Source organism: Chryseobacterium sp. StRB126 (assembly GCF_000829375.1).
Classification (GTDB): Bacteria; Bacteroidota; Bacteroidia; order Flavobacteriales; family Weeksellaceae; genus Chryseobacterium.
In genome coordinates this window covers 5,491,082-5,503,743 of record NZ_AP014624.1, presented here as the reverse complement: position 1 = coordinate 5,503,743, position 12,662 = coordinate 5,491,082, and the positions used below count along the sequence as shown (strand labels likewise).

Below are 12,662 nucleotides of genomic sequence, written 5' to 3'. Positions count from 1 at the left end.
ACATTTTATAACTATCCTTCCATGCTGTAATCTCCCATAATAAACATTGTATAGACTATTGATATTATATAGTCCCTTTATTTCTCATTCTGCTCTGCACCATCCTTGTCATCCTGTAAGGATCTCAACAACGCTTAGGGCAATGTATTATTAAAAAAGCCTTTCATCATTATTTATAAACCACTAGAAGTACATCAGTAGGAGTGGGCTATAATCCTGAGCTTAGTCGAAGGGAGCCCGCTCAAACAAATTAAGCCCCTTCCACTGGCTTTAGCCAAAACCTATACAGCCTAAAGACTCACATCATATCTATTATATAGGAGCGTATCTATTATATATATGTATAAAAACCCCTTTATCTCCCCCTCAAAACAATATTCCAGACCTTTTAAAAAACAATTCCACCATTGTGGATAAGTGTTAATAACCGTGTAAATATAAAACTATCAATAAGTTAAGATGTCTATTTACCCACAATTGCTATAGTAATGTAAACTTTATGTTAAATAGATTTGTGTGGTATGGTATAAGTCTCTATCTTTGCCCCACTGAAAAACGAAAGAGATTCAGTAAGCGCAGAAGAGCTTTTAGATAAGCATTAAACATTTATTCTACTTAATGAAACGAACGGAAAAAGCTTTTAAATTTTAGTAAATAAAATTTGCTGGTTAAAATAAAGTTAGTATCTTTGCAATCCCAATTAAGGGAGCGCAGGAGTAGAGAGATTGAGTGTTTAGGAAGAATTAAGGTTACTTAAAAAACTTTAAAATTTCTTTCAAAAACATTTGGTCAAATGAAAATAAATTTTTACTTTTGCACTCGCAAATATGGAGTACCACTGACAGAGAAGAGTGCTTCATTAAAAAGCGAAAGATATAAAGATCATTGACATACAATATAACAACCAAGTAAGGAAAAACTAAAGCGTTAAAACTTTGAGTGAGTCAGACAAACATACAATGGAGAGTTTGATCCTGGCTCAGGATGAACGCTAGCGGGAGGCCTAACACATGCAAGCCGAGCGGTAGAGTCTCTTCGGAGACTTGAGAGCGGCGCACGGGTGCGGAACACGTGTGCAACCTGCCTTTATCTGGGGGATAGCCTTTCGAAAGGGAGATTAATACCCCATAATATATCAGATGGCATCATTTGATATTGAAAACTCCGGTGGATAGAGATGGGCACGCGCAAGATTAGATAGTTGGTGAGGTAACGGCTCACCAAGTCTGCGATCTTTAGGGGGCCTGAGAGGGTGATCCCCCACACTGGTACTGAGACACGGACCAGACTCCTACGGGAGGCAGCAGTGAGGAATATTGGACAATGGGTGAGAGCCTGATCCAGCCATCCCGCGTGAAGGACGACGGCCCTATGGGTTGTAAACTTCTTTTGTATAGGGATAAACCTAGATACGTGTATCTAGCTGAAGGTACTATACGAATAAGCACCGGCTAACTCCGTGCCAGCAGCCGCGGTAATACGGAGGGTGCAAGCGTTATCCGGATTTATTGGGTTTAAAGGGTCCGTAGGCGGATCTGTAAGTCAGTGGTGAAATCTCACAGCTTAACTGTGAAACTGCCATTGATACTGCAGGTCTTGAGTGTTGTTGAAGTAGCTGGAATAAGTAGTGTAGCGGTGAAATGCATAGATATTACTTAGAACACCAATTGCGAAGGCAGGTTACTAAGCAACAACTGACGCTGATGGACGAAAGCGTGGGGAGCGAACAGGATTAGATACCCTGGTAGTCCACGCCGTAAACGATGCTAACTCGTTTTTGGTTTTTCGGAATCAGAGACTAAGCGAAAGTGATAAGTTAGCCACCTGGGGAGTACGTTCGCAAGAATGAAACTCAAAGGAATTGACGGGGGCCCGCACAAGCGGTGGATTATGTGGTTTAATTCGATGATACGCGAGGAACCTTACCAAGGCTTAAATGGGAAATGACAGGTTTAGAAATAGACTTTTCTTCGGACATTTTTCAAGGTGCTGCATGGTTGTCGTCAGCTCGTGCCGTGAGGTGTTAGGTTAAGTCCTGCAACGAGCGCAACCCCTGTCACTAGTTGCCATCATTAAGTTGGGGACTCTAGTGAGACTGCCTACGCAAGTAGAGAGGAAGGTGGGGATGACGTCAAATCATCACGGCCCTTACGCCTTGGGCCACACACGTAATACAATGGCCGGTACAGAGGGCAGCTACACAGCGATGTGATGCAAATCTCGAAAGCCGGTCTCAGTTCGGATTGGAGTCTGCAACTCGACTCTATGAAGCTGGAATCGCTAGTAATCGCGCATCAGCCATGGCGCGGTGAATACGTTCCCGGGCCTTGTACACACCGCCCGTCAAGCCATGGAAGTCTGGGGTACCTGAAGTCGGTGACCGTAACAGGAGCTGCCTAGGGTAAAACAGGTAACTAGGGCTAAGTCGTAACAAGGTAGCCGTACCGGAAGGTGCGGCTGGAACATCTCATTTTAGAGCGTCTTTTGACGATAAAAAAAACAGTACGCAAGTACAAAATACTTACTTAAAGTATAGCTTTAGTTTTTTGTTTGGTTGCTTATATTAAAAATACAACACCCACTAGAAATTAGTAAAGGGATAGAGAGATTTTAGATTATAAATTATAGATTTTAGATTTAAATAATCATTTAAAATTTTCAATTTAAAATTTAAAATTAATAATGAAGTCTCGTAGCTCAGCTGGTTAGAGCGCTACACTGATAATGTAGAGGTCGGCAGTTCGAGCCTGCCCGAGACTACTAATTATAGGGAATTATAGATTATGAATTATAGATTTTAGATTAAAAATAATTTAAAATTTATAATCTAAAATTTAAAATTTCTACTAGAGGGGGAATTAGCTCAGCTGGCTAGAGCGCCTGCCTTGCACGCAGGAGGTCAAGGGTTCGACTCCCTTATTCTCCACAGTTTTGGAAGACTGATTTAAAAGTTACGGATGGAGCCAAAAACAACATCTGTTCATCAGTTGGACAAGAAGACATTAAGATCATTGACATTAACGGTAAAGACATCACAAAGAGATAACCGAGCACTTTCGAGTGCCGAGTTTATAAAAATATCGATAGACGAGAGTTTATCAAAAAAATACTGAACTAATATAATTATTAGGAAAGAAATCGTTAAGGGCGTATGGCGGATGCCTAGGCTTTCAGAGGCGACGAAGGACGTGGTAAGCTGCGAAAAGCTGCGGGGATTGGCACACACGAATTGATCCGCAGATGTCCGAATGGGGCAACCCGGCTGGTTGAAGACCAGTCACCTCTTAGGAGGAGCAAACCCGGAGAACTGAAACATCTAAGTACCCGGAGGAAAAGAAATCGAAGAGATTCCGTAAGTAGTGGCGAGCGAAAGCGGATTAGCCCAAAAGTCTTTATATATTTAGAAGAACGTTCTGGAAAGAACGGCCGTAGACGGTGATAGCCCGGTATTCGAAAGGTATATTAAGATGATAAATGAGTAGGGCGGGACACGTGAAATCCTGTCTGAATATGGGGGGACCATCCTCCAAGGCTAAATACTCCTGAAAGACCGATAGTGAACAAGTACTGTGAAGGAAAGGTGAAAAGCACTTCGAATAGAAGGGTGAAATAGAACCTGAAACCGTACGCCTACAAGCGGTCGGAGCCCACATGTTGGGTGACGGCGTGCCTTTTGCATAATGAGCCTACGAGTTAATTTTACTAGCGAGGTTAAGGTATTAAGTACCGGAGCCGGAGCGAAAGCGAGTCTGAATAGGGCGTATAGTTAGTAGGATTAGACGCGAAACCTTGTGATCTACCCATGGGCAGGTTGAAGCTCTGGTAACACAGAGTGGAGGACCGAACCGGTTGACGTTGAAAAGTCTTCGGATGACCTGTGGGTAGGGGTGAAAGGCCAATCAAACTGGGAGATAGCTCGTACTCTCCGAAATGCATTTAGGTGCAGCGTCGTATATAAGTTTATTAGAGGTAGAGCTACTGATTGGATGCGGGGGTTTCATCGCCTACCAATTCCTGACAAACTCCGAATGCTAATAAATGTTCTACGGCAGTGAGGGCATGGGTGCTAAGGTCCATGTCCGAGAGGGAAAGAACCCAGACCAACAGCTAAGGTCCCAAAATATATGTTAAGTTGAAGCAACGCGGTTGGACTGCATTGACAGCTAGGATGTTGGCTTGGAAGCAGCCATTCATTTAAAGAGTGCGTAACAGCTCACTAGTCGAGCGGTCCGGCATGGATAATAATCGGGCATAAACATATTACCGAAGCTATGGATTTGTACTTTATGTACATCTGGTAGGAGAGCATTCTATTTGCGCCGAAGCAGTACTGTGAGGTATTGTGGAGCGGATAGAAAAGAAAATGTAGGCATAAGTAACGATAAAGCGGGCGAGAAACCCGCTCACCGAAAGACTAAGGTTTCCTCAGCCATGCTAATCAGCTGAGGGTTAGTCGGGACCTAACGCGAACCCGAAAGGGGTAGTGGATGGACAATGGGTTAATATTCCCATACTTGCTCACACTAAAAAGGGGACGGAGTGCCGTACTTACTGGAGACTGACGGAATAGTCAAGGCCTAGCCTTCGGGCGAAGCTGCTGTAGGGAAAGTGCTTCCAAGAAAAGCCGAAGTGAAGCAACCCGTACCAAAACCGACACAGGTAGTCGAGGAGAGAATCCTAAGGTGCTAGAGTGAATCATGGTTAAGGAACTAGGCAAAATAGTCTCGTAACTTCGGGAGAAGAGACGCCATCAGCAATGGTGGCCGCAGTAAAGAGGCCCAGGCGACTGTTTATCAAAAACACAGGACTCTGCAAAATCGAAAGATGCAGTATAGGGTCTGACACCTGCCCGGTGCTGGAAGGTTAAGGAAGGTGCTTAGGGTTAAACCGAAGGCATTAACTGAAGCCCCAGTAAACGGCGGCCGTAACTATAACGGTCCTAAGGTAGCGAAATTCCTTGTCGGGTAAGTTCCGACCTGCACGAATGGTGTAACGATCTGGGCACTGTCTCAACCATGAGCTCTGTGAAATTGTAGTCTCGGTGAAGATGCCGAGTACCCGCAATGGGACGAAAAGACCCTGTGAACCTTTACTATAACTTCGTATTGACTTTGAGTAAGTAATGTGTAGGATAGGTGGGAGGCTTTGAAGCTTGCACGCTAGTGTAGGTGGAGCCAACGTTGAAATACCACCCTTTACTTACTTGGAGCCTAACTTCTTTTAGAAGGACATTGCGTGGTGGGTAGTTTGACTGGGGTGGTCGCCTCCAAAAGAGTAACGGAGGCTTTCAAAGGTACCCTCAGCACGCTTGGTAACCGTGCGTAGAGTGTAATGGCATAAGGGTGCTTGACTGTGAGACCAACAAGTCGATCAGGTGCGAAAGCAGGACATAGTGATCCGGTGGTTCCGTATGGAAGGGCCATCGCTCATAGGATAAAAGGTACTCCGGGGATAACAGGCTAGTCTCCCCCAAGAGCTCACATCGACGGGGAGGTTCGGCACCTCGATGTCGGCTCGTCACATCCTGGGGCTGGAGAAGGTCCCAAGGGTTGGGCTGTTCGCCCATTAAAGTGGCACGCGAGCTGGGTTCAGAACGTCGTGAGACAGTTCGGTCTCTATCTATTGCGGGCGTTAGATGTTTGAGAGGGCTTGATTCTAGTACGAGAGGACCGAATTGAACAAACCTCTGGTGTATCAGTTGTACCGCCAGGTGCACTGCTGAGTAGCTACGTTTGGAAGAGATAAGCACTGAAAGCATATAAGTGCGAAACTCGCCTCAAGATGAGACATCTTTTAAGGGTCGTGGGAGATGACCACGTTGATAGGCTATAGGTGTAAAGACAGTAATGTCATAGCCGAGTAGTACTAATTACCCGTAGATTTATAGCCTAATATGGCGCACGGAAGTGCAGCAAGGTTAGCTCTTTGTGAAAGTTTTTATCGCTTAAAACAGATGTCAGCTGTAAGACATTAGATAACAGACGAATACGTCTGAACTCTGATATCTATAGACTGATATCTTATATACAACCTTTAGGGTGGTTTTAGCGGTGGGGCTCACCTGTTCCCATTCCGAACACAGAAGTTAAGCCCACCAGCGCCGATGGTACTGCTAACGCGGGAGAGTAGGCCGCCGCCAGTTTTTATTTTATTTTTAAAAATCCTTTATCGAAAGATAAAGGATTTTTTTTGCGTTATACCCAACGAATAAAGCAGACCTAATCCACAACTCAAGGATACTCAATCCAACGACAACCCTAACCACTTATTCTTAAGTTTTGGCTAAAGTCACTGGATTATTCTTTTTTATTTGAACGGGCTCCCTTCGACTAAGCTCAGGACTACTGCCCGTCCCTATTGAATATTAGCTATATCAATACCTTTGTTTTTATCACGGAGATTCCTTGGGGTATCATTACTATTCTTTTTCCTATAGTCTATTGTCATTGACTACATCTCATCTTGGATTTCTGGAAGGATCCTTAGCAATTATAAGGCTATGCGGTAAGCAATCCATAATCAGTAGAATAAGATTACGAATCCCATTGTCTGGATCTCTACGGAATGACAAAGTGTTAGGATTACTGGCACATTAAAGGATCATACAATGATCTTCATGGTAAATTACTTATTGCTCATTTTCCAATATAAAGAGTATTCATTTATTTTATAAGAAAAGAGTCATTTGCCATCCATTATTCTTAAGCTTTTTTAGGCCATGAAAAATGGGTTATCATGTAATTTATGGGTTTATAGTTTCGTGATTTGAATTGTAATAAAAATAAGGCTTATTTGAAGTTATAGAGAAGAATATTTAATTTGTTTAGCCGTTTTGAAGAAGCAGAGCACTTCATAGAGGGATACGAAATGTGTGACAGATTTTGATTTTTTATCAGGTTTGAATAAAGACTTTGTTAAAATAGAATTTAGAATGATAGAATATTTATAATAGTTTGAAGTAAGATTGCTTGAATTCACCAATTATTGACCTTGGATTTAGAATGGGCCAGTCTTAAAAGTTTTGGAGAATGTTTAGTGGTTGTATCTTTGTATAATGGTAAGGGATCACGAACTTCTTAAATTATTACTTCCGGAATTTTTAATTGAACACTTTGATATCTTCAAAGCAGAAGAGTATCGTGACGAACTTCATATTTATTTTGAAGAAAAAGGTAGTATTCCTGATGAATTCAAGGCAAGGCTATTGGAATCTAAAGGCTTTTTACCTGAAATTACTGTAGATGACTATCCATTATGGAGTAAAATCGTAAAGCTTCAGGTGAAAAGAAGAAACGGTAAATTCTCAGGAGAAATCCTTCAAAGAGACTGGCATCTTGTATCTAAAGGTACCCGCATGACACAGGAATTTGCAGGTTTTTTAAAAAAATTAGCAGACACTAAAGCGCTCCCCCCAAAAAATTATAGCAGAGTTTTTCGGAATTAAAGACAATATTTTCCAAAGACAGTGCCATGACCAAGCTTGCTCATTGGTTCAGAGAAGTGGAAGAATCAGATTTACGATCATTTAATATGTTAAAAAAAACCTTCATGGTACATTACAACGACATTCTCAATTATTTTAACAGCAGAAGCACCCATGCTTCTGCTGAGTCTTTCAATGTTAAAGTTAAAAACTTCAGATTGCAGTTTCGAGGAGTAAAAGACAAAACTTTCTTTCTATTCAGATTAACTCAACTTTTGGAACTGATCCCAAAAAAAGGGCTTGAAGATGCTAATTTTTTACGTAAATAAAAAAAGACCTACATTTCTGTAAGTCTTTTTTGCTCCTCCTGCTGGGCTCGAACCAGCGACCCTCTGATTAACAGTCAGATGCTCTAACCAACTGAGCTAAGGAGGAATTTCCTTTGTTTTAAGTGGTGCAAATATAATATGAAAATCCGTACCAAGCAAGTTTTTATCCTTTAAAATTTAACAAAAAATGCTATTGTTTTATTTTTCAATAAATTAAATTTCATAAAATAATTAAAATTTGAGATACAAATAGCAAAAGCTGTTTTTAAAGATACTATTTCTAGGGAAAAGATATCTTTTATTTCAATAAAATGGAGGCTGTAAACTTGTTAATGAGTATCGGACAGTCAAAGCCTTCCGATCTATTTTTAGGACTAAACTCATCTGGTTTACTCATGAAGCCTGTGATTCTGAAGTCTAATTCTTCAATAAACCATTTCAATTTTTCTTTATTTTCCTTCTTTATTTTCTTGATCTCAAGGATAAAATAAGGTTCGTTAACGGAATTCAGAAAGTATTTATAAGTTCTTGTATATGGTTCTGGTGTATCATAAGCTGTTAGCCCATTTTCTCCTTTTTACAGTATATTGATTTGAATGAAAGGCAAAGCCTATTGCTGTATAATCTTTACCTAATTGTTCAGATAGGTATTTTCTCATACAGGCAGAGGTTTCTTATTGATGAGCCCAAAGAACCATCTTTGAATTCGGATTATGGATCTATTTATCCATAAAACATTTTCAGTCATGAATTGGTCTCTCGTTAAGATATTTAATTCAGTGTTTTGCTCTAAAAGACAAATGCATTGATTGAGCCATATTAGATCCGTTTCAACAGACTTGGCAGCACCAGTCTCTTTTTTAATAGTTGTAATAATTGAGTTTTCAGTAGCTTTACCCTTCTTATCCATTACTGCTATACTGCTCTTTTTTTTTATCTCTGAATTTGGCTAATAGACAGCTCAATTTGTTATTTTTTTAATGATTGAAGAGTTGGGCCTTACATTCTTTTTTAAGCTTATTTATGGCGATATAAAAACCATGCATGTCAATCCTGTAAAATATTTCTATTGTTCAATTCATTGTATTTTTTCATCCATTTTTCCATACGTAAAACCTCTTGGGATTTCCATGTTCAGAGGTTCATCTTAATGTAATTACTGAGCTGAAAGGATTCCGGTTTTCTTGCCTCAATAGAAAAGAAATTGAAATTGTTATTTTGTGCCAGATATCTGTTGATATGATCTTCCATTTTTGAAAATCTCCGAAGATCCACGGGGGAATTCTCCCAAGTCAAGGATTTTTGAATTTCTGATAAGTTTGTTCAATATTTCAAGATCATGGGTATTGCCAATACTAGGATCATGAGTTTTTAAAGGATAAATATATTTTTTAACAGGGTGATTTTTTCTTTTTTTGAATGTATTTTCAATTAGTTGATGATCTGGAGTTATCCTGAAATCATCAAACCATACAATACCTACTCCTTCAAAAATACCTTCAACTATAATTTTTTCAGCATCTGGGCTTATTTTCATACTAAGAGATAGCTCTTTCCAGTCTGTAGTTCCCTTAATTCTTGTGTTTTTCATATTGTTGAAAGAAATGATAGCTTTTTTGCATCAGTCCCTTTGATCCAAAGTCCTGCATTTCCACCTGATGGGATTGTACTTTGATTTTGGCTGTAAGATTTAATAATTCTTTCCCTTTGAAAAGATGAACCGAAAGAAGTGTGTAAATTGATGAGAAATTAGAACTGTCAGCAGAATGACTGTCAATCTGCGTACTTTTTCCCGATAAATTTGGTATTACGATCAATTTGATAATAATAGCGACTGTTCTTAAAGTCTCATTTCAAGGATAAGTTATTTGAATTGGTTTCTTCAAAATCAAAATTCAGAAAATTTTGTGCAAAAATTATTTAGAAAAAGAATATACGAATTACAGGCAGATATTTTCTTAGAATCATCTTAAAATGGTTATAGTTTTGTAAAATAAAGCCATCGAGGAATCAGCAGAAGGAAAATATAGAGGGTGTATAGAAGTTTTTGAAAACGGAGATTCCCTGAAATAGCTTCTGGTAAGAAACAGGTCTCTGGTTTATAAAAAGCGCAGTAAATGGAGTAAAGTTCAAAGGAAGAGAGTCGATATTCTTTTCAGGGAATATCCTGACCTTGAAAAAGCGTATCAGTTATCTGATGACTTAAGAAAAATTTATAATCAGTCTATTAATCTGTTGCTATAACTAAGCTTGCTCATTGGTTCAGAGAAGTGGAAGAATCAGATTTACGATCATTTAATACGTTAAAAAGAACCATCATGGTACATTACAACGACATTCTCAATTATTTTAACAACAGAAGTACCAATGCTGCTGCAGAATCTTTCAATGCGAAAATCAAAAACTTCAGATTGCAGCTTCGTGGAGTAACAGACAAAACTTTCTTTCTATTCAGATTAACAAAACTTTTTGCTTAGCCCCCAACTTTTGCACTTGATCCATTTTTTGCCTAGTCCACAACTTTTGGAACTGATCCTTATCCATATTCAAATTAGAATTTTTGATTTTGTACAAAGGCTATACAAAGTGAATACAAAAAAGGGGATTGAAGATGCTAATTTTTTGCGTAAATAAAAAAAGACCTACATTTCTGTAAGTCTTTTTTGCTCCTCCTGCTGGGCTCGAACCAGCGACCCTCTGATTAACAGTCAGATGCTCTAACCAACTGAGCTAAGGAGGAATGTCCTTTGTTTTAAGTGGTGCAAATATAGGACGAATATTTATACCCTGCAAATATTTTTAATAAAAATTTTCAAAAAATTATAAAGTTCCTGTAATGGCTTTAATAATGTCGCTTCCAAAAATAAGAGCCATTAATCCTAAAAGGAAGATAACTCCCACCATTTGGGCATTTTCCAATACTTTTTGAGGAACGGGTTTTCCTACAATCATCTCGTATAGTGTAAATATAACATGGCCACCATCAAGTCCAGGAATAGGAATAAGGTTAAGGAATGCCAGCCATACAGAGAACATTGCTGTAAAGCCCCAGAATGCAGTCCAGTCAATAGAAACACCTCCTTGGGCATCCTTACTTACCGGCATGTTCTTTACAATAGCAAGCGGACCACCTACTTTTTTATACCCCTGGATTTTCTTGTTAAAGATTAATTTGAACTGCTTAATCTGATAGGTTAAGCTCTCAATAGTTAATGTAAATCCTCTTTTTATAGAGCCAAAGAAGCCATATTCGCTATGAACCATAAATTTCTCTGCTTCCTTGAAAGAAAGAATTCCAATGGTTCCTTCTTTAGATACCGGGATTTTAAGATCTGTAAGCTGATTGTTTCTTGATACTTGGAAATCTACTACTTTTCCTGCATTAGGAACAACTAAAGGTTTTACTTCATCATAATAAGAAACAGGTTTCCCATTGATGGCAACAATTTTATCCCCTAATTTTAAACCTGCATCCATTGTGGATTGACTAACAATAGTATCAATAATAGGAGACATTCTTGGTGTCAGGAATGATCTTGGCTCCGGATCATGAAATGCCATTACCTTTCCGTCATCGCTGGTTGGGAAAGTAACTTCTTTTCCATTTCTGGAAACTGTTATTTCGTCGCTTAATAAAACGTCTAATGCCAGTTTTTTGAAATCTTTCTGAACTTTTCCGTCTACCTTCAATATTTTATCTCCATCCTGGAAGCCCATTTTCTTAGCTGCAGCAGTATAATGAAGCGGTGTATTGATTTTATCTGCATCAAAAATGGTCTCTCCGTTTTTTCCAACTAAAGCTGAGAATATAATCCATGCCAAGAAGAAGTTTACGGTAACCCCACCCAACATGATGATCAGTCTCTGCCATGCTGGTTTAGACCTGAATTCCCAGGATTCAGCCGGTTTTTTCATTTGGGCTGTATCCATACTTTCATCTACCATTCCGGCAATTTTCACATAACCTCCAAAAGGAAGCCATCCGATCCCGTATTTGGTTTGCTCCGGATATTTTCTCCAATCGTCGTCAGAAAGTTTTGATATATCGATAGGAACTTCTTCCTTTTTTCCGTTTACCTCTATCACTTCAGTATCTGGCAGATTCTGAGATAAGAATTTATACCTCCATTTTCCGTTAACTTTCTTCATAGAGAATATGGAGAAGTAAGGATCAAAAAACAGGAAGAATTTCTCTGCTCTGGTCTTGAACCATTTTGCCGGTAAGAAGTGCCCAAGCTCATGAAGAACTACAAGTATAGAGATACTCAGAATGAACTGGAAGAGTTTGATTGCTATTTCCATTAATAAATTTTAGATTTTAATTTGCAAAGGTAACAATTATCAAAACTATGCCAAATAAAAAAGCCCCTCTAAATGAGAAGCTTTGTCATATTTTAGGACTATTTGATTATAAATTGAATGAAACTCCAAGACTGCCGTTGTTACCCACCTCTGCAAATACACCAATTCTTTCTGTAAAGAAGTAACGAGCGCCAATGTGAGCACCTATTCCAAAGTCTTTCCCAACCACTCCTATATCAACACCGGGATAAATATCCAACTTGGGTGGAAGGCTTAAAGCTTCCTGCAGGTGGAAATTCAGTCTTCCGAAAACAAATACCCGGTTATCCTTATCATTGTTCTTGTAATTACTGAAATACCCGTTAAGGCCGGCTCCCACAGATATAAGTTTATTCAACCCGTAGTCGTAAGTTCCCGTTATTCCGGTTCCATATCCCCAGGCACTAAGTCCCAATTGAACCTTTTGATCTCCCTTTCCAGTCCATGCTTGAGCATTAGCCGTGATTCCGAAAAAGAACATCATCATCATAAAAACCAATTTCTTCATAAAGTTTATAATGTTTAATGATATTAATAAAAATTACCTGCATCAAAAATGAAACCGAAAG

7 protein-coding genes, 4 tRNA genes and 3 rRNA genes are annotated in these 12,662 nt (G+C 39.3%); 9 read left to right on the top strand and 5 right to left on the bottom strand.

The window, feature by feature from the left end:
* Window positions 1-956: 956 nt before the first annotated feature.
* The 7 genes from CHSO_RS24800 to CHSO_RS24770 all read left to right on the top strand — a co-directional run bounded on the left by CHSO_RS24800 (window position 957) and on the right by CHSO_RS24770 (window position 7,752).
* Window positions 957-2,473 (top strand): 16S ribosomal RNA (locus tag CHSO_RS24800).
* A gap of 213 nt (window positions 2,474-2,686) precedes the next feature.
* Window positions 2,687-2,760, top strand: a tRNA-Ile gene (locus CHSO_RS24795).
* A gap of 92 nt (window positions 2,761-2,852) precedes the next feature.
* Window positions 2,853-2,926: transfer RNA gene (locus tag CHSO_RS24790), tRNA-Ala, on the top strand.
* A gap of 205 nt (window positions 2,927-3,131) precedes the next feature.
* A 23S ribosomal RNA gene (locus CHSO_RS24785) occupies window positions 3,132-5,889 on the top strand.
* A gap of 145 nt (window positions 5,890-6,034) precedes the next feature.
* A 5S ribosomal RNA gene (gene rrf / locus CHSO_RS24780) occupies window positions 6,035-6,142 on the top strand.
* Together the 16S, 23S and 5S rRNA genes with 2 tRNA genes alongside form the textbook arrangement of a ribosomal RNA operon.
* 912 nt (window positions 6,143-7,054) lie before the next feature.
* Window positions 7,055-7,444, top strand: coding sequence for a hypothetical protein (locus tag CHSO_RS24775; RefSeq protein ID WP_045501608.1), 390 nt, complete (start codon window positions 7,055-7,057; stop codon window positions 7,442-7,444).
* 26 nt (window positions 7,445-7,470) lie between these two features.
* The gene (locus tag CHSO_RS24770; RefSeq protein WP_045501606.1) at window positions 7,471-7,752 is read left to right on the top strand and encodes a transposase; all 282 of its coding nucleotides are present in this window, start codon (window positions 7,471-7,473) and stop codon (window positions 7,750-7,752) included.
* A gap of 32 nt (window positions 7,753-7,784) precedes the next feature.
* On the opposite strand, the gene CHSO_RS24765 is transcribed toward CHSO_RS24770, so the two are convergent.
* A tRNA-Asn gene (locus CHSO_RS24765) sits at window positions 7,785-7,858 on the bottom strand.
* Window positions 7,859-8,965: 1,107 nt separating this feature from the next.
* The gene (locus tag CHSO_RS24755) at window positions 8,966-9,343 is read right to left on the bottom strand and encodes a hypothetical protein (protein WP_045501600.1); all 378 of its coding nucleotides are present in this window, start codon (window positions 9,341-9,343) and stop codon (window positions 8,966-8,968) included.
* 485 nt (window positions 9,344-9,828) lie between these two features.
* On the opposite strand from CHSO_RS24755, the gene CHSO_RS26705 reads away from it, so the two are divergent.
* Window positions 9,829-9,996 carry a transposase gene (locus CHSO_RS26705; protein WP_185114279.1) on the top strand — a complete coding sequence of 56 codons (168 nt, stop codon included), beginning with the start codon at window positions 9,829-9,831 and terminating at the stop codon, window positions 9,994-9,996.
* Window positions 9,997-10,022: 26 nt separating this feature from the next.
* Window positions 10,023-10,229, top strand: a complete 207-nt coding sequence (locus CHSO_RS26485) for a transposase (protein ID WP_171817688.1) — start codon at window positions 10,023-10,025, stop codon at window positions 10,227-10,229.
* A gap of 189 nt (window positions 10,230-10,418) precedes the next feature.
* On the opposite strand, the gene CHSO_RS24740 is transcribed toward CHSO_RS26485, so the two are convergent.
* The 3 genes from CHSO_RS24740 to CHSO_RS24730 all read right to left on the bottom strand — a co-directional run bounded on the left by CHSO_RS24740 (window position 10,419) and on the right by CHSO_RS24730 (window position 12,601).
* Window positions 10,419-10,492, bottom strand: a tRNA-Asn gene (locus CHSO_RS24740).
* 80 nt (window positions 10,493-10,572) lie between these two features.
* Entirely contained in the window at window positions 10,573-12,054 is a 1,482-nt protein-coding gene (gene rseP, locus CHSO_RS24735) for an RIP metalloprotease RseP (RefSeq protein ID WP_045501596.1), read from the bottom strand.
* Window positions 12,055-12,160: 106 nt separating this feature from the next.
* Complete coding sequence (locus tag CHSO_RS24730) at window positions 12,161-12,601, bottom strand: DUF6646 family protein (protein ID WP_045501594.1); 441 nt, start codon at window positions 12,599-12,601, stop codon at window positions 12,161-12,163.
* Window positions 12,602-12,662 lie beyond the last annotated feature (61 nt).

Excerpts from the sequence above, each read along its gene's own strand:
- CHSO_RS24755 (WP_045501600.1), bottom strand. The coding sequence starts at position 9,343 with ATGAAAAACACAAGAATTAAGGGAACTACAGACTGGAAAGAGCTATCT.
- CHSO_RS24730 (WP_045501594.1), bottom strand. The coding sequence starts at position 12,601 with ATGAAGAAATTGGTTTTTATGATGATGATGTTCTTTTTCGGAATCACG.
- CHSO_RS24775 (WP_045501608.1), top strand. The coding sequence starts at position 7,055 with ATGGTAAGGGATCACGAACTTCTTAAATTATTACTTCCGGAATTTTTA.
- rseP (WP_045501596.1), bottom strand. The coding sequence starts at position 12,054 with ATGGAAATAGCAATCAAACTCTTCCAGTTCATTCTGAGTATCTCTATA.
- CHSO_RS24770 (WP_045501606.1), top strand. The coding sequence starts at position 7,471 with ATGACCAAGCTTGCTCATTGGTTCAGAGAAGTGGAAGAATCAGATTTA.